25 protein-coding genes are annotated in these 21,241 nt (G+C 70.8%); 6 read left to right on the top strand and 19 right to left on the bottom strand.

From position 1 onward, the window contains the following. Nucleotides 1-345: 345 nt before the first annotated feature. From VQ03_RS06125 to VQ03_RS06095, 7 genes are all read right to left on the bottom strand, one after another. A complete protein-coding gene (locus tag VQ03_RS06125; RefSeq protein WP_048449988.1) occupies nt 346-858 on the bottom strand; it encodes a metallophosphoesterase family protein in 513 nt (170 codons plus the stop codon). Between the two features lie 82 nt (nt 859-940). Further along, nucleotides 941-1,927, bottom strand: a complete 987-nt coding sequence (locus VQ03_RS06120) for an energy transducer TonB family protein (protein ID WP_048449987.1) — start codon at nt 1,925-1,927, stop codon at nt 941-943. 4 nt (nt 1,928-1,931) lie between these two features. Continuing rightward, a complete protein-coding gene (tolR, locus tag VQ03_RS06115; RefSeq protein ID WP_048449986.1) occupies nt 1,932-2,399 on the bottom strand; it encodes a protein TolR in 468 nt (155 codons plus the stop codon). A 63-nt stretch (nt 2,400-2,462) separates the two neighbouring features. After that, entirely contained in the window at nt 2,463-3,155 is a 693-nt protein-coding gene (locus VQ03_RS06110; protein WP_048449985.1) for a MotA/TolQ/ExbB proton channel family protein, read from the bottom strand. Nucleotides 3,156-3,206: 51 nt separating this feature from the next. After that, nucleotides 3,207-3,764, bottom strand: a complete 558-nt coding sequence (locus tag VQ03_RS06105) for a hypothetical protein (RefSeq protein WP_053078425.1) — start codon at nt 3,762-3,764, stop codon at nt 3,207-3,209. Between the two features lie 306 nt (nt 3,765-4,070). Beyond that, nucleotides 4,071-4,511 carry a hypothetical protein gene (locus VQ03_RS06100; RefSeq protein ID WP_048449984.1) on the bottom strand — a complete coding sequence of 147 codons (441 nt, stop codon included), beginning with the start codon at nt 4,509-4,511 and terminating at the stop codon, nt 4,071-4,073. Between the two features lie 47 nt (nt 4,512-4,558). Further along, a complete protein-coding gene (locus VQ03_RS06095; protein ID WP_048449983.1) occupies nt 4,559-4,963 on the bottom strand; it encodes a response regulator in 405 nt (134 codons plus the stop codon). Nucleotides 4,964-5,225: 262 nt separating this feature from the next. On the opposite strand from VQ03_RS06095, the gene VQ03_RS06090 reads away from it, so the two are divergent. From VQ03_RS06090 to VQ03_RS06080, 3 genes are all read left to right on the top strand, one after another. Next, nucleotides 5,226-6,239, top strand: a complete 1,014-nt coding sequence (locus VQ03_RS06090) for a WD40 repeat domain-containing protein (protein WP_048449982.1) — start codon at nt 5,226-5,228, stop codon at nt 6,237-6,239. 2 nt (nt 6,240-6,241) lie between these two features. Further along, nucleotides 6,242-6,508, top strand: a complete 267-nt coding sequence (locus VQ03_RS06085; protein WP_048449981.1) for a hypothetical protein — start codon at nt 6,242-6,244, stop codon at nt 6,506-6,508. A 133-nt stretch (nt 6,509-6,641) separates the two neighbouring features. Beyond that, on the top strand, nt 6,642-7,871 hold the full coding sequence (locus VQ03_RS06080) for a hypothetical protein (protein ID WP_048449980.1): 1,230 nt from the start codon (nt 6,642-6,644) through the stop codon (nt 7,869-7,871). On the opposite strand, the gene VQ03_RS06075 is transcribed toward VQ03_RS06080, so the two are convergent. The 5 genes from VQ03_RS06075 to argB all read right to left on the bottom strand — a co-directional run bounded on the left by VQ03_RS06075 (nt 7,795) and on the right by argB (nt 10,748). Further along, on the bottom strand, nt 7,795-8,127 hold the full coding sequence (locus tag VQ03_RS06075) for a hypothetical protein (RefSeq protein ID WP_048449979.1): 333 nt from the start codon (nt 8,125-8,127) through the stop codon (nt 7,795-7,797). The genes VQ03_RS06080 and VQ03_RS06075 overlap by 77 nt on opposite strands. Nucleotides 8,128-8,399: 272 nt before the next feature. Continuing rightward, nucleotides 8,400-8,837, bottom strand: coding sequence for a metallopeptidase family protein (locus VQ03_RS06070; protein ID WP_048449978.1), 438 nt, complete (start codon nt 8,835-8,837; stop codon nt 8,400-8,402). Between the two features lie 5 nt (nt 8,838-8,842). Further along, nucleotides 8,843-8,965 (bottom strand): hypothetical protein, encoded by a 123-nt coding sequence (locus VQ03_RS34980; RefSeq protein ID WP_280948443.1) that lies wholly within the window; start codon nt 8,963-8,965, stop codon nt 8,843-8,845. Further along, nucleotides 8,962-9,693 carry a pyrimidine 5'-nucleotidase gene (locus VQ03_RS06065; protein WP_048449977.1) on the bottom strand — a complete coding sequence of 244 codons (732 nt, stop codon included), beginning with the start codon at nt 9,691-9,693 and terminating at the stop codon, nt 8,962-8,964. The genes VQ03_RS34980 and VQ03_RS06065 overlap by 4 nt, the downstream gene beginning before the upstream one ends. 131 nt (nt 9,694-9,824) lie before the next feature. Continuing rightward, nucleotides 9,825-10,748, bottom strand: a complete 924-nt coding sequence (gene argB / locus VQ03_RS06060) for an acetylglutamate kinase (protein ID WP_048449976.1) — start codon at nt 10,746-10,748, stop codon at nt 9,825-9,827. A 279-nt stretch (nt 10,749-11,027) separates the two neighbouring features. Between argB and VQ03_RS06055 the strand changes: the two genes are divergently transcribed. Then, entirely contained in the window at nt 11,028-11,237 is a 210-nt protein-coding gene (locus tag VQ03_RS06055; RefSeq protein ID WP_048449975.1) for a hypothetical protein, read from the top strand. Nucleotides 11,238-11,250: 13 nt separating this feature from the next. On the opposite strand, the gene VQ03_RS06050 is transcribed toward VQ03_RS06055, so the two are convergent. Beyond that, nucleotides 11,251-12,030: an MOSC domain-containing protein gene (locus VQ03_RS06050; RefSeq protein ID WP_048449974.1), complete on the bottom strand. Its 780-nt coding sequence runs from the start codon at nt 12,028-12,030 to the stop codon at nt 11,251-11,253. A gap of 290 nt (nt 12,031-12,320) precedes the next feature. Between VQ03_RS06050 and clpB the strand changes: the two genes are divergently transcribed. Then, the gene (clpB, locus tag VQ03_RS06045; protein WP_048449973.1) at nt 12,321-14,960 is read left to right on the top strand and encodes an ATP-dependent chaperone ClpB; all 2,640 of its coding nucleotides are present in this window, start codon (nt 12,321-12,323) and stop codon (nt 14,958-14,960) included. Between the two features lie 156 nt (nt 14,961-15,116). Here clpB and VQ03_RS06040 read toward each other — a convergent pair whose 3' ends face one another. Next, nucleotides 15,117-15,821 carry a haloacid dehalogenase type II gene (locus tag VQ03_RS06040; protein WP_048449972.1) on the bottom strand — a complete coding sequence of 235 codons (705 nt, stop codon included), beginning with the start codon at nt 15,819-15,821 and terminating at the stop codon, nt 15,117-15,119. A 161-nt stretch (nt 15,822-15,982) separates the two neighbouring features. Between VQ03_RS06040 and VQ03_RS32770 the strand changes: the two genes are divergently transcribed. After that, complete coding sequence (locus VQ03_RS32770; RefSeq protein WP_167376061.1) at nt 15,983-16,192, top strand: hypothetical protein; 210 nt, start codon at nt 15,983-15,985, stop codon at nt 16,190-16,192. 306 nt (nt 16,193-16,498) lie between these two features. Here the strand turns inward: VQ03_RS32770 and trpS are convergent, their stop codons facing one another. The 5 genes from trpS to VQ03_RS06015 all read right to left on the bottom strand — a co-directional run bounded on the left by trpS (nt 16,499) and on the right by VQ03_RS06015 (nt 20,661). After that, nucleotides 16,499-17,539 carry a tryptophan--tRNA ligase gene (gene trpS / locus VQ03_RS06035; protein ID WP_048449971.1) on the bottom strand — a complete coding sequence of 347 codons (1,041 nt, stop codon included), beginning with the start codon at nt 17,537-17,539 and terminating at the stop codon, nt 16,499-16,501. Between the two features lie 102 nt (nt 17,540-17,641). Beyond that, nucleotides 17,642-18,382 (bottom strand): endonuclease III domain-containing protein, encoded by a 741-nt coding sequence (locus tag VQ03_RS06030; RefSeq protein ID WP_048449970.1) that lies wholly within the window; start codon nt 18,380-18,382, stop codon nt 17,642-17,644. A 75-nt stretch (nt 18,383-18,457) separates the two neighbouring features. After that, nucleotides 18,458-19,081: a septation protein A gene (locus VQ03_RS06025; RefSeq protein ID WP_048449969.1), complete on the bottom strand. Its 624-nt coding sequence runs from the start codon at nt 19,079-19,081 to the stop codon at nt 18,458-18,460. A 133-nt stretch (nt 19,082-19,214) separates the two neighbouring features. After that, the gene (locus VQ03_RS06020) at nt 19,215-19,454 is read right to left on the bottom strand and encodes a hypothetical protein (RefSeq protein ID WP_048449968.1); all 240 of its coding nucleotides are present in this window, start codon (nt 19,452-19,454) and stop codon (nt 19,215-19,217) included. Between the two features lie 160 nt (nt 19,455-19,614). Next, nucleotides 19,615-20,661 (bottom strand): helix-turn-helix domain-containing protein, encoded by a 1,047-nt coding sequence (locus VQ03_RS06015; RefSeq protein ID WP_083467809.1) that lies wholly within the window; start codon nt 20,659-20,661, stop codon nt 19,615-19,617. Nucleotides 20,662-21,241: the final 580 nt, after the last annotated feature.

The raw sequence follows: 21,241 nt of genomic DNA, 5'->3' as shown, positions 1-21,241 counted from the left end.
GTCGCGGTCGCCGATGCGGGCATCCTGGCGGGCCTGGAAGCGCAGGGCACCCGCCTCGTCGATCTTGCGCTGGGCACCGATGCAGGCCGGCTGAGCCAGGACCGGGCCGGCGGAGAGCAGGAGGGCGGCGGCGATGGGCCAGCCGAAAGGAAGGCGACGCGTTGTGGTCATCGCAAACTCATGAACTGATTTGGGATCCGCAGCTGCGGCGATCGGCCTCATGGAAGAGTGCTGATGCCAAGCTTGCTTATTGTGACCGAGGAACGTCGGGGGCGCCCGTGGGGTTCCGCGCAAAACTGCTCAGATGGACGGCAAGCGCCGGGCGCCCGATGAGCACGGGCGGCCTCAAGTCGTCGTGCGCCGGCGCCTGGTCGCGCGGATCGTCTCCAGCGTCACCGGGCGGAAATCCCAGGCATCGACGCCGACATCGTATTGCCGGGTCACCGGCTTGAGCTTGCCGTGGGAGTGGCCGTGCAGGTTCACGACACCGCGGCCCATCCGGTTCCAGGTCCGGAATGCGTAGTGGCAGAGGACGAGGTGCTGTCCGTCGACGTCGAGCTCGGCGTAATGCGCGATGCTGCGCCACCCCTGCGCCGCGAGCGTGCCCGGGCCGTCGTTGTTGCCGACGATCAGGTGCTTCTGCCCGTTGAGGGCCGAGAGAAGGGACTGGACCCGGTCCGGCGGCGGCCCGAGCGCGAAGTCGCCGAGGTGCCAGACCGTGTCGTCCGGCTCGACCACCGCATTCCAGTTCTCGATGAGCGCCGCATCGTGGGTCGGCAGGTCGGGAAAGGGCCGGCGGTCGATGCGCAGCACCCGCGGGTCGCCGAAATGGGTGTCGCTGGTGAAGTAGGTGGTCATGCGGCGTCCGATCGGTCACCCTGGACAAGGCCCGGGCAGCCGATCGGAAATCCTGTCGCGCGGCGGGGTTCCGCCGCCAGCCTCAGTTGAACCGCAGCGGAACCGAGAAGCTCTGCTGGGCGCCGGCAAAGTCCGCCGGGGCCGGCGGCAGGCTGCCGGAGGCCGCCGACAAGGCGGCGGCGTCGAGGCTGCCGTTGCCGCTGCTCCCGATCAGCGAGGCGCCGAGCACCCGGCCCGAACGCGCCACCGTGAAGCGCACCGTCACCGTGCCGCTGGCGCCGGCGGCACCGCGGACCCGGCTGCGGATCGCCCCGACGATCATCTGGCCCCAGGCCCGGGCGGCGTTGGCGCTCGCGGCGGCGGACGCGCCGCCCTGGTTCATCTGCGACGTGGAAGCCGCGGCGCGGCGCGCGCGGGCCGCCTCGGCGTTGCGCTCGGCCGCCTTCTGCGCCTCGCGCTTCACGTCGCGGACCGGCTTGGGCGCGGGCTTCTTCGCCTCGACCGGCTTCTCGACGGGCCTGGGTTTCTCGACCGGCTTCGGCTTCGCGACCGGCTTCGGCACGGGCTTGGGGATCGGCTTCGGCTCGGTGACCGGCTGGGCCACCACCGCGGCCGGCGCCTCCTGGCTGGTCGAGGTGACGACCTGCTCCTCGGGCTCCTGCACCGCCTCCACCGCCTCGGGCGGCTTCTCCACCGGCACCGCCTCGGCCGGGGCCTGCTCGACCATGGTCTCCTGCGGAACCTCCTCGGCCTTCGTCTCGGGGGGAGTCTCCACCGGCACGGTGTCGGAGGGGGGCTCGGCCGTGGGCACGGTCGTCGGCTCGGTCACGTCGGTCGGCACCGGCGCGTTCTCGATGTCCTGCGCCTCGTTCGGCACGTCGACCGCCGCCATGTCCGGCGCGAGGTCGATGGTGATCTCGTTCTCGCCCGGCGGGGATGGGGCGGCGCGCCAGTAGGTCAGGGCGAAGAGGCCGCCGGCGTGCAGGGCGAGCGCCACCAGGAAGGCGATGCCGAGACCCGCCCCCGGCTCCCGCGGCTCCGGTGCGTCGGTCGTCACGGTGTGGCTCATCGGCTTATCGCGGGGCAGCCGGAGCGGGGGCCGCCCCGCCGGGAGGCGCGTTGGCGATCAGCGAGACCTTGGCGAAGCCGGCCTGGCCGACGAGGCCCATCACCTCCATCACCTTGCCGTAGGGCACGTCCTTGTCGCCGCGCACCAGCACGGTCTGGCTCGGATCCTGGGCGGCGGCTTCCTTCAGGCGCGCGAGCGCGGACTCGGCCGGCAGCGGCTCCTTGGCGAGGAAGGCCTGGCCGTCCTTGTCGACCGAGACCACGACGGGCTTCTTCGATTCCGAGCTCTTGGCGGCGGCGGTCTTCGGCAGCTGCACCGGCACGCCGACGGTCATCAGGGGTGCCGCGACCATGAAGATGATCAGCAGCACCAGCATCACGTCGACCATCGGGGTGACGTTGATCTCGGACATCGGCGCGGCGTCGAAGCCATCCTCGTCGCCGCCGCCGGCCTGAACCGGTCCCATACCCATCTGGCGGGCCTCCGGCCGCCTGCCCGGCGGGGCAGGGGCTCTACGCGTTGCACTGAAGGAGAATTACTCGGCCGCGGCGCTGCGGGCGTGGTGGCTGCGGTCGCGCGCCAGCCGGTTGCCCAGGGTGCCGATGCCGGCGACGAAGGTCGACTGCACCTTGGCGAGGTCGGTCGAGAACTTGTTGTAGGCGAGCACGGCCGGGATCGCGACGACGAGGCCGATCGCGGTGGCGAACAGGGCCTCGGCGATGCCCGGCGCCACCACCGCGAGGCTGGTGTCCTGGCTCTTCGCGATCGACGAGAACGAGTTCATGATACCCCAGACCGTGCCGAACAGGCCGATGAACGGCGCCGCCGAGCCGGAACTGGCCAGGAACGGCAGGCCGAGCTGAAGCCGCTTGAGGTCGAGGGTGAGAGCCGCCCGCATGGCACGCTCGATGCGCTCGCGCCGCTCGGCGCGGGTCTCGCTCGGGTCCTGGTCGCGCCAGGCTTCCTGGGCGGCGGCCACCACCCGGGCGGAGATGCCCGATCGCGCCTCCGGCATGCCGCCGGTGGCGACGAGGCGGCCGAAGGCCTTGGCCTGGCGCCTCGCGCCCGCGATGCGCACCAGCTTCTCGATGATGATCGTCCAGGAGACCAGCGAGGCCAGGACCAGGAGGACCATCACCCCCTTCACGATCGGGTCGGCCTGCAGGAAGAGGCCGAGGAAGGACAAGTCGTGGCCTGCGGCCGCGGCAGGCGCGGTGGTCGGATCCATCTCGGCGGTCTCCGGAAGAGGGGCGAAAGGAAGGGAGAGCGGGACGGGCGGTCAGCGCACGAACGGCGCGGCGCCCTTGGCGGAGGAGGGCTCGATGCGCTCCAGGCAGATCTCGCGCGAGAGGGTGTGGCCGGCCGAATCCTGGCCCTCGCAGGCCGCCACGTCGTTGAGCAGCACCCGGCCGACCTGCGCGCAGGGAGTGGGGGAGATCTCGAACTGGCGGAGCGCCGTCTTGCGCGCCGGCACCGGGCCGAGCTCGACCATGCTGCGCTTCTGCACGATGCCGTCGGGGTCGAAGGCGTTGAGGTCGAGGCGCAGCGACCGGATCGGGCCGCCCTTGCCGTTCTCGACGATCAGGATCGCCTTGCAGGCATCGCCAGCCGTCTCGAGCTTGTTCAGCTCCACGCGCAGCGGCGGGGCGGCGGGCTGGCTCACGGCGGCCGGCGTCACGGTCGCCGCGGCCCCTCCCGTCGCCTGGGCCTCGGTCGCCCCGGCGGGCGCCACCTGGACGGCCACGGAACCGAGAAGCATCAGCGACAGGGCGGGGCAGACGGCCGAGCCGAGGGTGAGGCGAGCGATGCGCCCCCGGAACCGGGGCAACCCTTGCATGAGCACGTCGTGCGACTCCTCTGGGACGGCGAGCGCCAAAAAGCCGTCCGCGTGCGAGCCGAGCGCCCATAGGCACGTCGGCGCGACGCCGTTCCGGCTCCCGCTCCTGTTCGTCAAACAAGGCCGGCAACGATCCGGAAACGATCCCGGGCCGCCGGCAGGAACGAACTAGCGAGCTGGCCGGGCCGGATCAAGGCCGCCCGCGAAACTCAGAGGAATTCCAATCTGTTACACGACCTGTCGCCGGGACGCCGGGCGAGGCCGGCAGATCCCGTTGCCACATCTTCCCGATCCCTCTACTCGTCTCTACTTCGCCTTCGTCTCCGGCGTCTTCTCGGGAGACCTTTCGGGAGTTTTGGGGGTGCGGGCCTTCTCGACAGCCTCGGCCTTTTCCTCGTCCGTGTCGCCGCTCTGGTCGATCGCCCGCTCGGGGTTGGCAGCCAATCCGCGCAGGACTGCCAGAACCTGGGCGCAGACCTGCGGGTGCTTGTAGGCGTCCAGCACCACGGCGGCGTCGCGCAGGGTGCGCAGGTCGCGCACCGTCTGCTCGTTGGCCGAGCGCTGCAGCTCGGGCGACGTGGCGATCACGTCCTCGAGGCGCAGGCCGACGATGTCGCAGGCCGGGCTCGGCGCGGGCGACGCCTGGGCGGCGGGAGTGGGGGCCGGCGCGTCCTTGGCCCCGGCCGTGAGGGCGTGGCCGGCGAGGGCGAGGGCCAGAAGACCGGACAGGACGAAAGGCGGGCGCATCGGTCGACAGGGCTCCGGGAAGCAAGGGGTCGAAGGGGAAGGGGTTTTCAGTGTCCGAGGATGCGGTTGGCGAGCGCCACGATCTGGCTCGGACGGTAGGGCTTGGGAACGAAGACCGAGCCGGTCACGGCCTCGCCGTCGCCCAGGGTGTGGCGCCCGCCCGAGGTGTAGACGACCGGAAGGCGCGGGCAGTGCCGCCGCGCGTCCCGGGCCAGCGCCACCCCGTTGGTGTTGCGGGCGAGATCGATGTCGGTGAACAGCATGTCGACCCGCTCGGCCTGCAGGATGCGGCCGGCCTCGACCGCGTCGGCGGCGGTCAGCACGCGGTAGCCCTCGTCCGCCAGGGCCTCGGCGGCGATCTCGCACACCATCGCCTCGTCCTCGACCACCAGCACCGTCTCCCAGGGGAGGGCGGAGGGCGGCACCATCGCCGCAACGGCAGACTGGATCATGACGCAACTCGCTCCAGGAGGAGAGGGGCCGCCGGTCCGCCCGGGCGTTCCGGCGACGGTTCGCATGAAGAACCACCGGAACCTGGGCGGCGTTCGGGCGGGATCCCTCGAATTGTCGCGGTTTGGTGAGCGAAGCCTTAACCCTGCGGGACGGGCGGTTAATCCGGCCGGGAACCGCGCCCGCCCTTGCGCGCGGGAGCCCCGTGTGACAGGCCCGGCCCGGGATTCGAGGTTCAAGGATCCGAGGTTCACAGGAAGAGCGATGAGCGCCACCGCCGCCCCCTCCCTCACCCAGCAGGTCACCGAGATCGCGGCCGGCGCCCACGTCATCGCGGCGCATTGGCTCGGCCGGCAGCTTGCCCTGGCGCTGGGTGACGGGACCGTGCTGGTCGTCGCCGAGGGCGGCGAGACCACCCGGGTCGAGGCCCATCCCGAGGCCGGCATCCTGGTCGCGGCCGGCGACGGCAAGCGCCTCGTCACCGGCGGGGACGACGGCCGGGTCGTCGCGATCAAGGCCGATGGCGGCGTCGAGGCGATCGCGACCGCCAAGGGCGGTGCCTGGATCGACGCGCTGGCGTTGCACCCCGACGGCGGCGTCGCTTTCGCCGCCGGCAAGGCCGTGGTCGCCCGTGACGCCAAGGGACGCGAGAAGACCTTCGGGGCGCCCTCCACCGCCCGCGGCCTCGCCTTCGCGCCCAAGGGCTACCGGTTGGCGGTGGCCCATTACGGCGGCGCCACCCTGTGGTACCCGAATCTCGACACCGCCCCCGAGCCCCTGACCTGGAAGGGCTCCCACATCGACGTGACCTGGTCGACGGACGGGCGGTTCGTCATCACCACGATGCAGGAGAACGCCCTGCACGGCTGGCGCCTGCAGCCGGACCGCGGCCATATGCGGATGACCGGCTACCCGGCCAAGGTGCGCTCCACCGCCTGGTCCTCGGACGGGAACTGGCTGGCGACGAGCGGCGCCGAGGCGGTGATCGTGTGGCCGTTCGACTCCAAGGAAGGACCGACCGGCAAGGCGCCGCGGGAATGCGGCGTGCGCCCGGCCCGGGTGTCGCGCGTGGCGTTCCATCCCAAGGCCCCGGTGCTGGCGGCGGGCTACGAGGATGGCTGCGTGCTCCTGATCCGCTTCACCGACGCCTCCGAGCTGCTGGTGCGCCCGGCGGTGCGGGGCAGCGCCGTGACGGCGATGAGCTGGCATGCCGGCGGCGAGCACCTGGCCTTCGGCTGCGCCGACGGCCAGGCCGGCCTCCTCAGCCTGCCGCGCTGACGATGGGTCTCCTCGGCGCCTTCCGCCGGCGCCCGCCGGCGGATGCCGCCGCGCGGGCCCGGGTGGCGGAGACCGCCCGCCGGCTCGGCGGCTTCGGCCCGGACGTGACCCTGACCGTCAACGAGATCGTCTGCGCCGATCCGGCCTGCCCGGGCACCGAGACCGTGATCCTGATCATGAGCCCGGGCGCCCGCTCACGCGCCTGCAAGGTGGCCAAGCCCCTGGACGCGGTGACGGAGGAGGATGTGGCGGCGGCGCTGGAGGGTTGATCCAGCGCGCCGCAGGTTGCCCGCGGCCCCGCGCCCGCCCTCAGTGTTGCGCTCCATCTACAGCCCACGGGCCGCCCTCTCGACTAGGAGGGGAGGGCGGCACCTCCCGATGCCGTCATCCGGATTGGCCGCCATGCCGCGCGCGACGTCGCACACCACCGATCCCGCCGTCGACGCGGCGGCGCTCCTGCGCCGCCTCGCCTTCTTCGGCCTCACGGTGGTGATCCCGGTCACCGCCCTGGTGTCGCGGCGCAGCGTGGTGATCCTGGCGCCGATCGGCATCGTGCTGCTGATCATCGCCGCCGCCCTCGACGGCGCCCAGCGCCCCCTGGCGACGGGGCTGTCGCGCCTCGGCGGCGCGCGGGCGATCCTGGCGGGCGCACTGCTGCTCGGCTGGTGCGCCCTGTCGCTGGTCTGGACACCGTTCCCGGGCCCGGCGAGCGAGCGCCTGCTCAACCTCGCCGCCACGGTGGGGCTGACCGTGGCGGGCTACCTGGCGCTGCCGGACCGGATGCGCTCGGCCAACCTCTACCTCCTGCCCCTCGGTGTCGGGGCGGCGGCGATCGGGGCGGTGCTGCTCGGGCTGTTCAGCGGTGCCGCGCTGCGGGGCGGGTTCGAGGACGACAGCGCGCTGGAGCGCGGCGCGATGCTGCTCGCCCTGCTGGTCTGGCCCGCCGCCGCCTGGCTGCGCTCGCGCCGCCGCGACATGGAGGCGCTCGGCCTCGCCGTGGTGGTGGCGCTGGCCCTGGTGCTGGCTCCGGGGCCGGTGCCGCTCATGGCCCTCGGCGTCGGGGCCGCGGCGTTCGCGCTGTCGGCCTGGCGCCGGAACCTCGGCGTGCGGGTCACCGCGGGCGTCGCGGCGGGTCTCGTCGCCCTGGCTCCGCTGCTCCCCTTCCTCCTGCGGCCCCTGCTGACGCCGGTCCTCGGGCCGCTTCACCCGACGGTGCTGTCGCTGAAGGTCTGGCAGCGCGTGGTGACGAGCGAGCCCCTGCGGCTCATCACCGGGCACGGCCTCGAGACGGCGATTCGCGGCAAGGTGATCGGCATGTTGCCGATCAACGCCCCGGCCTCCCTGCTGTTCGAGATCTGGTACGAGCTCGGGATCGTCGGTGCCTTCGCGGCGGCTTTCGTCCTGTGGAACGGCATCCGCCATTCCGGCCGCGAGCACCCGGTGCTGACCCCGGGGGCGATGGCCACCGCCGCGACCGCCTTCGCCTCCGCCTGCCTCGGCATCGGCACCACCGCGAGCTGGTGGTTCACCAGCGTCACGGTGGTCGTGCTGGTCTTCATCGCCGCGGAGAGAGGCCAGTTCCGCACCAGCCGTCCGAAGGCGAGCGCCCTGCCGCCGCGCAGCGCGGCCTGACCCGGGACGTCCGGTCGTCGAGCCAGGTGCGGGCCGCGTCGAGGGTCGGGAAGGTCGGCGGGCGCGGCTCGGCGGCGGCCCGTCCGAAGCCCGCCTCCAGGAACCAGTGCCGGCCGACGCCCAGCTCGTCGTACGCGTCCGCGTCGAGCAGGGTCAGGACGCCGATGAGGCACCCGTCGCGAAATGCCAGGCGGCCCTCGCTGTCGATGCCGCCGGTCTCGATGCGGATGGGCGCGAGGGTGATGGGTGCGGACATGTCCGGTTCATGGTGACGAGGGAGCGAGAGGTTCATCGCCGCCGATAAGGTTGTGAGCAAGTTCCTGCCATCGTCTCACGGTTATACTGCCCCAGGGCATACCCGCCACGGGCAGGGCGGATCGAAAAGCAATAAAGCAATATATTCAGCAATTTAGATCGAGACGGAACATCGGCCCGCGCGGCCTTCGCCATAGCTCGTCAGGCCTATGCCGCCGAGATCCTGCCCAGGACTGAGAGCAGAGCGGCCTCATGCCAATCCGGATGGCGGCCTCACTCCTCGGCCGCCGCCTCGATCGCCGCCATGTCGTCGTCGGAGAGCCCGAAATGATGGCCGATCTCGTGCACCAGCACGTGCGCGACGAGGTGGCCCAGGGTCTCGTCATGCTCGGCCCAGTAATCGAGCAGCGGCCGGCGATAGAGCCAGACCATGTTGGGAAACTGCCCGGTGGCGAGGCTCAGGGCGCCGCCGCCCTGTGCCAGGCCGGTGCCGCGAAACAGGCCGAGGAGATCGAACTCGCTCTCGCAGCCCATCTCCTGGAGCGTCTCCTCGTCGGGAAAATCGTCGACCCGGATCACCACCCCCTCGCACAGGGCGCGGAACTCCTCCGGCAGGCGGGCGAAGGCGGCTTCGGCCAGGGCCTCCATGGCGGCGAGGTCGGGCGCGCGGCGGGCGCTCCAGTCGGTCTCGGGCGTCTCGGTCTCAGGCATCGGTGTCACCAGAACTGCAATTGCCGGCCGAGCAGCCAGCCGAGAACCCCGAGGGCGACGACGCCGAGGAAACGGCCGATGCGCCGGCCCCAGATCTCGGCCGGGTCGTGCTCGTCCGGTGGGCTCACGCCGCGAGCGCCGGGGCGACCCGGTCGGTCAGGAAGCCCGCCAGATCGTTGGTGATGTGGTCGATGTGGGGCGCGCGCACCGCCTCCTGCTCGAAGCTCTCGCGGAACGGGTCGATGGTGCGGGGCACCACCAGCACCGTCGCCATGCCGAGGTCGTGCGGCACGACGAGGTTCTTGGCGATGTCCTCGAACAGGGCGGAGCGGGCGGGGTCGACCCCGTGGCGGTCGAGGAACTTCTCGTAGGCGCTGCGCTCGGGCTTGGGCACGAAATCGGCAGCCGCGATGTCGAAGACGTCCTCGAAATGGTCGAGGATGCCGAGCTTCTTCGCGACGTTCTCGGCGTGCCGGCGCGAGCCGTTGGTGAGGATCAGCTTGCGGCCGGGCAGGTTCTCGATCGCCACGCCGAGGTCCGGGTTGAGCGCGATGCTCGAATGGTCGATGTCGTGGGCGAAGTCGAGGAACTCGTAGGGATCGATCTTCCACTCGGCCATCAGGGCGCGGAGCGTCGTGCCGTAGCGGTGGTAGAAGTATTTCTGAAGCGCACGGGCCGAGATCCCGTCGAGCCCGAACAGGTTCATCACGTAGAGGGTGATGCGCTCGTCGACCTGCGGCCAGACGCGGGCGTCGTGGGGATAGAGGGTGTTGTCGAGGTCGAACACCCAGGTGTCGATCCCGGAGAAGCCACGGGCCTCGGGAGCGGTGAGGTGGCTCTCGCCTGGCAGAAGCAAGGGACGATCCGGCGACGGGGGCCCCACGGCCCCGGGCGCCTAGATTAAGCGAGGCGGGGCGGAAGGGAAGATGAAAGAAGGACTCACCAGGGTCGGGCGGCCGTGAGGTCGGCCGCCCGGTCTTTCGGCCGTCAGGACCGGCGGATCAGCGTGCCGGCGCCATAGTCCGTGAACAGCTCGAGCAGCACCGCGTGCGGCACCTTGCCGTCCAGGATGACCACCGCCTCGACGCCCTGCTCGAGGGCGTAGATGCAGGTCTCGATCTTCGGGATCATGCCGGCCGTGATGGTCCCGTCGGCGATGAGCCGGCGGCAATCCTCGATCGACAGTTCCGGGATCAGCTTCTTGTTCTTGTCGAGCACGCCCGGCACGTCGGTGAGCAGCAGCAGGCGCTTGGCCCGCATCGCCCCGGCGATGGCGCCCGCGAAGGTGTCGGCGTTGACGTTGTAGGTCTGGCCGTCGCCGCCCACCGCCACGGGTGCGAGGACCGGGATCAGCTCGGCCTTGAGGACCGCGTCGAGCACCGTGCGGTCGACGTGCTCCGGCTCGCCGACGAGGCCGAGGTCGATGTGGCGCTCGATGTGCGAATCGGGATCGACCACCGTGCGGGCGGCGCGGCGCGCCCGCACCATGTTGCCGTCCTTGCCGCACAGGCCGATGGCCTTGCCGCCCTCGGCCGAGATCCAGCCGACGATCTGCTTGTTGATCGAGCCGGCGAGCACCATCTCGACCACCTCGACGGTGGCCTCGTCGGTCACGCGCAGCCCCTCGCGGAACTCGGACTTGATGCCGAGCCGGTCGAGCATGCGGCCGATCTGCGGCCCGCCGCCATGGACCACGACGGGCTTCAGGCCCGACTGCTCGAGGAGCACGATGTCCTCGGCGAAGTCCTCGGCCGCGGCGCGGTCGCCCATGGCGTGGCCGCCATACTTGATGACCACGACCTCCTCGTCGTAGCGCTGCATGTGCGGCAGCGCCTGGACCAGCACCTCGGCCCGCACATGAACGTTGGGCAACTGGACGTCGGGCGCTTTGTCCGCTCCGGAATCGCTCATCGTGGCGGTTTTCCTCTCGCAAGGTCGGGCCGCAGCGCTGTCGCGGCGCGCGGTCGGCGCGGGGTTCTACGCATCATCGCGCGGCGTGTCACACCGAAATCTCACGCCTGGACGCTTCCACGGGTGGACGTTTCAGCGCGACGGCCGCGCCCCCTCACGTCGCCGGGTTCTGGCGGCGCCCCGCGACGGTTCGATGACGGCGCCGGATGCAGCCCGGGCTTTGCCTTTGGTTAACTACGATCCGAGCATCCTGTGGACGGTCCACCGGATCCCTTAACGATGCGCCTCGCCGATTCGCTCCTGCCGCGTCCCGCCCTCACCAGCCCGTCGCTGCTGGCCGCCACGGTCACCTCGCTGAGCCACCGCGCCGCCAGCCGCCAGGACCTCTGGCGCCTGCTCACCGACAGCTACACGGTCGACCTCGACGCCGTGGCGGCGGTGCTGCCGCGCCAGGAGCCGGAGCCGGACTGGCTGCCGTCGAAGCGGTGAGCGCGCCGGTGCCTCAGCCCGGCACCACCCGCAACACATCTCCGACACCCATGCCTCCGCCCGAGACCACCTCGGCATAGATGCCGCAATCGGCGTGGCCGAGATTCTTCTGCAGGGCGTCCGGGATCGCGAGGTCGCGCTGCCCCGTCGCCGGGTCGACGTTGGTGGCGGCGCAGCGCACGATGCGCTTGCTCACCTTCAGGCGCAGCCCCGCCTCCGTCGTCAGCTCGGTCCCGACGAGGTCGAGTTCGGCGAAGGCCGGCAGGCCGGTGACGTGCAGGTTGCCGCGGAAGCGCAGCGGATCCACCGGCGCTCCGACCATGTCCTCGACCGCCGCCACGCTCGCCAGGTTGATGAGCGAGACGAAGCCGCGGGGCGAATCGGTGAAGCGGTAACCCGCGCGCGCGGCGAGCACCTTCGGCGGCCCGCGCAGCTCCTTCGGGATGTAGCGGCGGAAGAACGCCTCGATCGCGAGCCGCCCCGCCGGCGTGCCGAGGTCGCCGCGCGCCACCTCGCTCTCGCCCTCGCGGATGGTGAGCACGCCGGTGGCGTCGTCGTAGACCGTCCTCAGGCGAGCCAGGGCCTCGTTGCGCATCAGCATCAGGTACTTGATCTTGGGCTGATGCCGAGGCGCGGCGGGATCGAAGCCGCTCGGTCCGTTCTCGACCGCGAACAGCCGGTCACCCGGGAAGTAGCCGCCGGTCTCGAGGACGGCCGAGGCCAGGGGCTCGGGCGAGAGGCCCTTCACGGGGTAGCGGTGGAGGGCGGTGACGGTGAGGGCAGCGTTCGTCATGCCCCGTGGGTAGCGGAAATCGGGGGCCCTGAAAATCGGAGGCCCTAGGAATCGGACCTGGCCACCTCGGGCGAAGGCTGCCGTCAAGCCATCTCCCGGCCGCATGCCTGCCGTCCGGGAAATCGCGGCACCGCCCCTTGTGTTACCGATATGTCACACCACATGGGGAGGGCCGGCGGCTTCCTGGAAGGGCCGGCGCCCGGCGCGCGGCTGACGCGCGAGGGCCAACCTTTCGGTCCCCCGTCGCCTCTGTGAGAGGGCGGGAGGGCCGGCCGAGGAGGAGCGAACGCATGAATTTCGAGAAATATACCGAGCGGGCGCGGGGCTTCGTGCAGGCGGCGCAGGCGCTGGCCCTGCGCGAGGGCCACCCGCAGCTGGCGCCCGCCCACGTGCTGAAGGTGCTGCTCGACGACCCCGAGGGCCTGTGCGCGGGCCTGATCGACCGGGCCGGCGGCCAGTCGCGGGTGGCGCTGGCGCAGACCGAGGCATGGCTCGCCAAGCAGCCGAAGGTCTCGGGCGGCGCCTCGCAGCCGCAGGCGACCCGCGAGCTGATGCGCCTGTTCGACACCGCCGAGAAGGCCGCCGAGAAGGCGGGCGATTCCTACGTCACGGTGGAGCGCCTGCTGCTGGCCCTCGCCGTCGAGAAGGACACGGATGCGGGCAAGATCCTGAGCCAGGCCGGCGTCACCGCGGCCTCGCTCAACGGCGCCATCAACGCCTTGCGCAAGGGCCGCACCGCCGACAACGCCACCGCCGAGAACGCCTACGACGCGCTGAAGAAATACGCCCGCGACCTCACCGAGGCGGCCCGCGAGGGCAAACTCGACCCGGTGATCGGCCGCGACGAGGAGATCCGCCGCACCATCCAGGTACTGTCGCGGCGCACCAAGAACAACCCGGTGCTGATCGGCGAGCCCGGCGTCGGCAAGACCGCCATCGTCGAGGGCCTGGCGTTGCGCATCGTCAACGGCGACGTGCCGGAATCGCTTCGCGACAAGCAGCTGCTCGCCCTCGACATGGGCGCGCTGATCGCCGGTGCGAAGTATCGCGGCGAGTTCGAGGAGCGGCTGAAGGGCGTGCTCTCCGAGGTCACCGCGGCGGAAGGCCAGATCATCCTGTTCATCGACGAGATGCACACGCTCGTCGGCGCCGGCAAGGCGGACGGGGCGATGGACGCCTCGAACCTGCTCAAGCCTGCTTTGGCCCGCGGCGAGCTGCATTGCGTCGGCGCGACCACGCTCGACGAGTACCGCAAGCACGTCGAGAAGGACGCGGCCCTCGCCCGGCGCTTCCAGCCGGTCTTCGTCTCGGAGCCGACCGTCGAGGACACGGTCTCGATCCTGCGCGGCATCAAGGAGAAGTACGAGCAGCACCACAAGGTGCGGATCCAGGATTCGGCGCTCGTCGCGGCCGCGACCCTGTCCAACCGCTACATCACCGACCGCTTCCTGCCCGACAAGGCGATCGACCTCGTCGACGAGGCGGCCTCGCGCCTGCGCATGCAGGTCGATTCGAAGCCCGAGGAACTCGACAACATCGACCGCGAGATCGTGCGGCTGAAGATCGAGGCCGAGGCCCTGAAGAAGGAGACCGATTCCGCCTCCCGCGATCGCCTGATGCGGCTGGAGAAGGAACTCGGCGACCTCGAGGAGCAGTCGGCCGCGATCACCGCGCGCTGGAAGTCCGAGAAGGACAAGCTCGGCCGCGCCGCGGAGCTGAAGACGAAGCTCGACGGGGCCCGCAACGACCTCGCGGCGGCGCAGCGCCAGGGCCAGTACCAGAAGGCCGGTGAGCTCGCCTACGGCATCATCCCGGGGCTGGAGCGCGAGCTCGCCGAGATCGAGGCCCGGGGTGCCGACGGGACCCGCGGCAACGGCTCGGGGATGATGGAGGAGGCGGTGACGCCGAGCCATATCGCCGGCGTCGTGTCGCGCTGGACCGGCGTGCCGGTCGACAAGATGCTGGAAGGCGAGCGCGAGAAGCTGCTCGGGATGGAGGCGGCGCTCGGAAAGCGCGTCGTCGGCCAGCACGAGGCGGTGGTGGCGGTCGCCACCGCCGTGCGGCGCGCCCGCGCCGGGTTGCAGGACCCGCACCGGCCGATCGGCTCGTTCATGTTCCTGGGGCCCACGGGCGTCGGCAAGACCGAGCTGACCAAGGCACTGGCCGGCTTCCTGTTCGACGACGACACGGCCCTCGTGCGCATCGACATGTCGGAATACATGGAGAAGCACGCGGTGGCCCGCCTGATCGGTGCGCCTCCGGGCTATGTCGGCTACGAGGAGGGTGGCGCGCTGACCGAGGCCGTGCGGCGCCGGCCCTACCAGGTCGTGCTGTTCGACGAGATCGAGAAGGCGCATCCGGACGTGTTCAACGTCCTGCTGCAGGTCCTCGACGACGGCAGGCTCACCGACGGGCAGGGGCGGACGGTCGACTTTCGCAATACGCTCATCGTCATGACGTCGAATCTCGGCTCGGAATATCTGGTCAACCAGCCGGAGGGCCAGGACACCGACGTGGTGCGCGACGACGTGATGAACGTGGTGCGCTCGCACTTCCGGCCCGAGTTCCTGAACCGGGTCGACGAGATCATCCTGTTCCATCGCCTGCAGCGGCAGGAGATGGGGGCGATCGTCGACATCCAGCTCGGGCGCCTGGCGAAGCTCCTGGAGGATCGCAAGATCACCCTCGAGATCGAGCCCGACGCCCGCGCCTGGCTCGCCGAGAAGGGCTACGACTCGGCCTATGGCGCGCGTCCGCTGAAGCGCGTGATCCAGAAGGCGGTGCAGGACCCGCTCGCCGAGCAGATCCTTGCCGGCCGCGTCCATGACGGCGAGACCGTGCCGGTGCGCCTCGGCCCCGCCGGGCTGTTCATCGGCGACCAGGCGGCTTCCCCCGACGAGCGCCGGCCGGCGAAGGCCCTGCTGAACTAAGGACCATGAAGGCCCGCTTCCTTTGGGAAGCGGGCCTTCTTGTTTCAGGTTTATCCGGCGGATCAACCCATCTTCGTCCCACTCACGACCTCGTCCTGAAGTCGTGAGTGGGACGCCGGCTTATCGCGGCGCGGCCGTCAACGATCGCAAGGCCACTCAGCAGCCGAGCTGGCGGGCGAGGTCGGCGAGGTCGGACGCCGCAACATCCACCGGCACCAGGGGCGCCGGCTCGCCGGTGCCCGGTCCGCTCTCGTCGGGGCGGGCGATGTGCGCGGTGGCGAGCCCGCAGGCGGCGGCCGCCGCGAGGTCGGAGGAATGGGCCGCCACCATCATCACCTCAGCCGGCTGAAGACGCAGGGCCTCGACGGCGCGCAGATACACGGCGGGCTTCGGCTTGTAGTCCTGGGCGAACTCGGCCCCGAGCACCGCGTCCCAGGGCAGGCGGTTGCGGCGGGCATGCGCGATGGCGAGCCGCACATGGGCGTTCGAGCAGGGCGCGAGCAGGTACTTCCCGCGCAAACGGGCGAGCGCGTCCGGCACTTCCGGCCACGCATCGAGCCGGTGCCAGGCGAGGACCAGCTCGTGGCGCGCTTCGGCCGGCACCGCCTCGCCGAGGGTGAGGCCGGCCAGCACGCTCTCCAGGCTCTCGGCATGGAGCGTATCGAGGTCGGTGTATGTGCGGGCGCCTTGGCGGATCGGCTCCATGCCGGGTTGGTAGCGGTCGCGCCAGGCCCGCGCGAAGGCGGCGCCGTCGAGATCGGGCCGGAACGGCGCCAGGATCCGCCCCGCCTCCCGGGCGACGCCGCCGTGCCAGTCGAGCAGGGTGCCGAAGACGTCGAAGATGAGGGCCTGGATCGCCATGCGGGCCGCCTCCCGGATTGGATTCGTGTCGCCCCGGGTTATCGGCCCTGCGGTCCGCGCTTCAAGGCCGCCCATCACCATCGGGTGAGCGGAGCCCGCGCGAAAGCTGGATCTGACAGAAATTTACTACCTGTTAATGACGCCGTCAGAGCATGCCCGGCATGTCCAGCCCCCGCAAATCACCTTCGCCTCCGAAGCACGAAACGGCTCCGCGCAACACCGTCCTGCGCGACGAGATAGAAAACCTGCGGCAAAAGATGCGCTCTCGGCCGACGATGATCGAAGAGTGGGAGCAGGAGATGCAGCGGGATGATTCGGCCGAGCGGGCCGTGTCGCGACTGACACGGCTGAAAGCCAGCGGCAAGATGTGAGAGAGACTGTGCATGGCTGCGCGCAGTCGTGGTGCGCACGGTATCGATTTCCCGCGGCGAACCATTCGGCCGCGCCATGCGGGAGATTTAGCCGCACGATGGCAGGATGAACTGTCCGATACTTGACGTCGGATCGCGTTCCTCGTCTGATTTTCGGCAAACGTTGCCGTCGTTGCCGCCAACCGCGCACAGGCCTGCGCCGCCTTTCCGGCCGGCATGATCCCCCGCGTCGCTCCGGGATCCGCTTGCGCGGCCCCGGACCGATCGGGAGCGGACAGTCTTGCGGCGAGACCGATGAACCGGTTCTCAGCGCCGGCGCACGAAGCCGACGATGTCCTTGACGGCGGCGATGTTGGGGGCGGCGATCGCCTCGGCGCGGGCCGCGCCGTCGGCCAGGACCGCGTCGATATGGCCCGGATCGGCGACGAGGCGCTTCATCTCGGCGCCGATCGGGCCGAGCTTGGCGACCGCGAGATCGACCAGCGCACCCTTGAAGGCCGAGAACTGGGCGCCGCCATACTCGCGCAGCACGTCCTCGCGGCTCGCATCGTTGAGCGCCGCGAAGATGCCCACCAGGTTGTCGGCCTCCGGGCGCTTCTCGAGGCCGGCAATCTCGGAGGGGAGGGGCTCGGCGTCGGTCTTGGCCTTGCGGACCTTCGTGGCGATGGCGTCGGAATCGTCGGTCAGGTTGATCCGCGAATAGTCGGACGGGTCCGACTTCGACATCTTCTTGGTGCCGTCGCGGAGGGACATCACCCGGGCGGCCGGCCCGCCGATCAGCGGCTCGGTGATCGGAAAGAACGCCTCGCCGTGGCCCTGCTCCTGAATCGCACCGGCGAAGTCGTTGTTGAACTTCTGGGCGATGTCGCGGGTCAGCTCGAGATGTTGCTTCTGGTCCTCGCCCACCGGCACATGGGTGGCGCGGTAGGCCAGGATGTCGGCCGCCATCAGCACCGGATAATCGTAGAGGCCGACGCTCGCGTTCTCGCGGTCCTTGCCGGCCTTCTCCTTGAACTGGGTCATGCGGTTGAGCCAGCCGAGGCGGGCGACGCAGTTGAAGATCCAGGCCAGTTCCGCGTGCTGCGGCACCTGGCTCTGGTTGAACACCACCGAGCGGGCCGGATCGATGCCCGCCGCCAGGAAGGCCGCGGTGACCTCGCGGATCTGCCGCGTCAGCTCGGCCGGGTCCTGCCAGACCGTGATCGCGTGCAGGTCGACGACGCAGTACAGGCACTCGAACTGCGCCTGCATGGCGACGAAGCGCTTGATCGCGCCGAGATAGTTGCCGAGGTGCAGGTTTCCGGTCGGCTGGACGCCGGAGAAGACCAGTTCCTTGAACGCGGGCATCGTGATCGTCGTCCCTTGGGTCGGTCCCTTGGCCGAGGGCTGTCACAATCCCGCGGGCGCGGCGTTCTGGACCGTTCCGGAAGGGGGGTCAAGCGCGTGGAATCAGGGGTGCAGCGCGGCGCTCTCGCGTGTTGCGCGGGCGCCCGTCCGGGCCTGGCCGGTGGGGCAGAGATCGAGCACGGCGCAACCCCCGCAGGCCGGGTTGCGGTAAAAGCAGCAGCGCTGCCCGTGCAGCATCAAGACCTCGTGATTGTCGTAGAGCTTCTGTGCGTCCCAGTCGGCCGGCAGCTGCGCGCGCAGGATCGCGTGGGCGGGCCCGACATCGACCTTCGCCCCGATCAGGCCGGTGCGCTGGGCGACGCGATGGTGGTGGCTGTCGACCGGCAGGGCCGGCATCCGCAGGCCGCTGAACGAGAGCACCGCCGCGCTGGTCTTCGGCCCGACGCCCGGGATCGCCTCGAGCCAGGCCCGCGCCTCCGGCACCGGCAGGTCGCGGAGGAAAGCCAGATCGAGGCTTCCGGCGCGCTCCCGCACCGCCCGCAGCACGGCCTGGATCCGCGGCGCCTTCAATTCCGGCCAGGTCACGCCGGAAATCAGCGCCTGCACCTCGTCGGTCGGTGCCTCGATCAGCGAATCCCAGTCGTTGAAGCGCGCCCGCAGGGCCTTGAAGGCGCGCCCCGAATCCGCGTTGCGGGTGCGGTGGGAGAGGAGCGAGGAGATCAGCTCGCTCACCGGGTCGAGGTCGTGGAAATAGGGGATCGGGCAGCCATAGACCCCGCACAGCCGGCGGTGGATGGCCAAGGCCTTCTCGGTCAGGGCGTTCTCGGGGGGCGCTGCGATCATGACGAGGTGAATCGCCGATACCCCGTCCCCGTTCCGGCTGCGTCACCGCGCCCCGTCCGTGCCTGGTCCGGACCGTTATGCCGGGTCCGACTTGGACTCGTCCTTCTTGCGCTCGTGGCGCAGGAGCAGCGGGGTCTGGGCGAGGGCGAAGGCGATGGTGAGCGGCATGATGCCGAACACCTTGAAGCTGACCCAGAAATCCGTGGTCTGGGTGCGCCACACCACCTCGTTCACCGCCGCGAGGAAGAAGAAGAACAGGCCCCAGCGGAAGGTGAGCTTGCGCCAGCCCTCCTGCGTAAGGTCGAACACGCTGTCGAGGACGAGGGCGAGCAGCGGCCGGCCGAAGGCGAGGCCGCCGAGCAGCACCGCCCCGAACAGGCTGTTCACGATGGTCGGCTTGAGCTTGATGAACAGCTCGTCGCGCAGGAGCAGCGTCAGGCCGCCGAACACCACCACGACGACGCCGGAGACGAGCGGCATGATCGGCAGCCGCCGCACCCAGACGTAATGGACCGCGAGCGCCACCAGGGTCGCGACGATGAACAGCCCGGTCGCCACGAACAGGCGCTGGTCGCCGGGAAAGCCGAACTTCTCGGCATAGGCGTTCCCGAAGAAGAACACCCCGAGCGGGCCCAGCTCCAGGGCGAGCTTGGCGAGGGGCGGTAGATGGGTCTGCGGCGGAACGGCTTCGATCTGCATGGGGCGGGGGCGACGCTCCTCTTCAAGCGCGCGTCCGGGCGACGCGTCCCGCGCAGGTGGGCTCGCGCGAGCCCAGGCGCAACGGAAGAGGAGGCCATAGACCGGCGCGGCCGATCCATCCATCCCCCGCCTGCTACCGGGCCTCGACCTCCGGGCGGAGCGCGGCGGTCCTCCGCCGCTCGCAGGCGACCTTCAGGTAGGTCTCGCGTCCGCGCGAGAAGCCGCTCCGGGCCGCCAGCGTCTCGCCCTGCATGAGGCAGGTGATGGGCGTGGGCGCCGGTGCGATCGCCACGTCGAGCGCCGTCTCGCGGGAGCAATCCGGCGCCGCCAGGGTACTGGCGCAGACCAGGGCGACGGTGAGGAAATCGGCCATGCCACCTCCATCGGCCGTTCGCGACGCGGGTCGGGCGGAGGTCCTGGCCGGGGGGCACCTCTGCCGGGGAACCCCAGCGATTCGCGTGCCAGGACTGGACGACGATCAAGGCCGCGACGCTTTGTTGCATCGCAGCAAAGACGCGACGGCCTCACCCGGCTCAACGCAGGGCGTTCCACCAGGCGGCGAGGGATTCGGGGGTGAAGGCGTCCCGCTCCCCCTCGCCGTCGAGGCGGCGGTACTCGCTCGGTGACACGCCGTAGGCCGCCTTGAAGGCCCGGCTGCAATCGGACTCGCTCGAGAAGCCGCAGGCATGGGCCAGGTCCGCGATCCGGCCGGTCTCGTCGGGCCGGGACAGCAGGGTGCGCAGCCGCGCGAGGCGCCGGGCGCGGATGATGCGGGCGACGCCGCCGCTCGGCTCGAAGGCACGGTAGAGCACCGAGCGCGAGACGCCGACGACCCTGGCCACCTCCTCCGGCGTGGCGGAGAGGTGAGCGTCGATGTAGTGGCGCGCCCGCCGGCGGCACGCGGCCGCAGCGGCCATCCGCACGGCCTCGCTCCCCGCCCCGGATGGCCCCGCGAGATCGGGACCGGACAAGGTCTGGCCGGCGAGCGTGAGCGCCAGGAGCTCCGAGGTCGCCCGGGCGAGGCGCGCGCGGTCTCCGGGACCGTGGCGATGCAGCTCGTCGAGAACGGACCCGAGGAAGAGGGAGAGGAGGCGCGCGCGATCCTGCGGCACGACGGCGCCGTGCAGCCGCCCCGGCTCGGGCAGAGCCGCCTCGATCTCGCTGCGGGGGATCGAGAGCGTGAGCACCCGGGCCCGGTCCGCCCGCGTCTCCATCGGCCGGCTCATGTCGATGAGGGCGATCTCGCCGGGTCCGACGCTCCGGCTGCCCTCCGGCGTGCCGACCGCCAGGGCGCCCTCGAGGACGAGCTGGGCCGTGAAATGGTCGAAGCCGTTGCGCAGGACCCGCCGGGGCGAGCGGACATGCGCGACGCCCTGCATCCTGCGGTCGAACAGGATCATGCCGTCGAGGCGCTCGGCCGTGACCTCGACCGCGAAGCTGTCGCGGAGCCGCACCGCATCCGCCACCATCGCGTAGAGGTCGTGATATGCCTCGAACCCGTCCTGGCCAGAGGGCGTCTCCGCGTCGGACGAGAATCGCAGACCTGCCTCGCGTCGGGCCGTCCCCCCATCTTCGGACATAGATCGCTCGGTCGATTCGCAACGGCGCCACGTCGGGGCGAGAATTCCCTCGACCCGGCACGAAATCAATCGGCCTCGTCGGGCCTTCGTATCTGGTTGTTTCCGGTCGTCGACATCGCAATCAGAAATCGAATCGACGGTCGTACCTGCGCGTTCGTCCCGATTTCACTGTCGGCGACGACATCGGCAAGGGCCCGGAGAGTGCCGGCGTCGTCGCCATGATCGGGCCGTTGCAGGAGAGGCGGCCCGACGCCGTCGCCCGCCTGATCGGCAGTCGGGAGGCGACCCTGCTCCGTGCTGTCCCCGGACCGGCCGACCCGCCGCGGTCGTCACAGGGGCCGAGCCCGACCCGGTCGCGTTCCTGCAGTCGCAGCCCGGCTGACGGAAGGGACCGGAGAGGGGCGAGAGGGCGGGCCTCGCACCGGCAGGACGGTGCCGGATTTCGCCTTGACGCGAGAACGGCCAGGAGGTCTAAAGGCCCGCCCGTGACGGACGGCTCGTGTTTGCGTATCAAGGGCTTGCGGGCTCTCGCCGGTGTAGCACAGCGGTAGTGCAGCGGTTTTGTAAACCGAAGGTCGGG

The sequence above is a fragment of the Methylobacterium tarhaniae genome (genome assembly GCF_001043955.1).
GTDB classification, from domain to species: domain Bacteria; phylum Pseudomonadota; class Alphaproteobacteria; order Rhizobiales; family Beijerinckiaceae; genus Methylobacterium; species Methylobacterium tarhaniae.
This window is presented reverse-complemented; position numbering and strand designations above follow the sequence as displayed.

What these genes read in the sequence shown, in the direction of transcription:
- VQ03_RS06070 (WP_048449978.1), bottom strand. Translation starts at nt 8,837, where the DNA reads ATGCCTGAGACCGAGACGCCCGAGACCGACTGGAGCGCCCGCCGCGCG.
- VQ03_RS06100 (WP_048449984.1), bottom strand. Translation starts at nt 4,511, where the DNA reads ATGCGCCCGCCTTTCGTCCTGTCCGGTCTTCTGGCCCTCGCCCTCGCC.
- VQ03_RS06110 (WP_048449985.1), bottom strand. Translation starts at nt 3,155, where the DNA reads ATGGATCCGACCACCGCGCCTGCCGCGGCCGCAGGCCACGACTTGTCC.
- VQ03_RS06025 (WP_048449969.1), bottom strand. Translation starts at nt 19,081, where the DNA reads ATGCAGATCGAAGCCGTTCCGCCGCAGACCCATCTACCGCCCCTCGCC.
- VQ03_RS06050 (WP_048449974.1), bottom strand. Translation starts at nt 12,030, where the DNA reads ATGACGAACGCTGCCCTCACCGTCACCGCCCTCCACCGCTACCCCGTG.
- VQ03_RS06085 (WP_048449981.1), top strand. Translation starts at nt 6,242, where the DNA reads ATGGGTCTCCTCGGCGCCTTCCGCCGGCGCCCGCCGGCGGATGCCGCC.
- tolR (WP_048449986.1), bottom strand. Translation starts at nt 2,399, where the DNA reads ATGGGTATGGGACCGGTTCAGGCCGGCGGCGGCGACGAGGATGGCTTC.
- VQ03_RS06105 (WP_053078425.1), bottom strand. Translation starts at nt 3,764, where the DNA reads ATGCAAGGGTTGCCCCGGTTCCGGGGGCGCATCGCTCGCCTCACCCTC.
- VQ03_RS06080 (WP_048449980.1), top strand. Translation starts at nt 6,642, where the DNA reads ATGCCGCGCGCGACGTCGCACACCACCGATCCCGCCGTCGACGCGGCG.
- VQ03_RS06120 (WP_048449987.1), bottom strand. Translation starts at nt 1,927, where the DNA reads ATGAGCCACACCGTGACGACCGACGCACCGGAGCCGCGGGAGCCGGGG.
- trpS (WP_048449971.1), bottom strand. Translation starts at nt 17,539, where the DNA reads ATGCCCGCGTTCAAGGAACTGGTCTTCTCCGGCGTCCAGCCGACCGGA.
- VQ03_RS06030 (WP_048449970.1), bottom strand. Translation starts at nt 18,382, where the DNA reads ATGATCGCAGCGCCCCCCGAGAACGCCCTGACCGAGAAGGCCTTGGCC.
- argB (WP_048449976.1), bottom strand. Translation starts at nt 10,748, where the DNA reads ATGAGCGATTCCGGAGCGGACAAAGCGCCCGACGTCCAGTTGCCCAAC.
- VQ03_RS06040 (WP_048449972.1), bottom strand. Translation starts at nt 15,821, where the DNA reads ATGGCGATCCAGGCCCTCATCTTCGACGTCTTCGGCACCCTGCTCGAC.
- VQ03_RS06015 (WP_083467809.1), bottom strand. Translation starts at nt 20,661, where the DNA reads ATGTCCGAAGATGGGGGGACGGCCCGACGCGAGGCAGGTCTGCGATTC.
- VQ03_RS06125 (WP_048449988.1), bottom strand. Translation starts at nt 858, where the DNA reads ATGACCACCTACTTCACCAGCGACACCCATTTCGGCGACCCGCGGGTG.
- VQ03_RS32770 (WP_167376061.1), top strand. Translation starts at nt 15,983, where the DNA reads ATGTCCAGCCCCCGCAAATCACCTTCGCCTCCGAAGCACGAAACGGCT.
- VQ03_RS06020 (WP_048449968.1), bottom strand. Translation starts at nt 19,454, where the DNA reads ATGGCCGATTTCCTCACCGTCGCCCTGGTCTGCGCCAGTACCCTGGCG.
- VQ03_RS06055 (WP_048449975.1), top strand. Translation starts at nt 11,028, where the DNA reads ATGCGCCTCGCCGATTCGCTCCTGCCGCGTCCCGCCCTCACCAGCCCG.
- VQ03_RS06095 (WP_048449983.1), bottom strand. Translation starts at nt 4,963, where the DNA reads ATGATCCAGTCTGCCGTTGCGGCGATGGTGCCGCCCTCCGCCCTCCCC.
- VQ03_RS06075 (WP_048449979.1), bottom strand. Translation starts at nt 8,127, where the DNA reads ATGTCCGCACCCATCACCCTCGCGCCCATCCGCATCGAGACCGGCGGC.
- VQ03_RS06090 (WP_048449982.1), top strand. Translation starts at nt 5,226, where the DNA reads ATGAGCGCCACCGCCGCCCCCTCCCTCACCCAGCAGGTCACCGAGATC.
- clpB (WP_048449973.1), top strand. Translation starts at nt 12,321, where the DNA reads ATGAATTTCGAGAAATATACCGAGCGGGCGCGGGGCTTCGTGCAGGCG.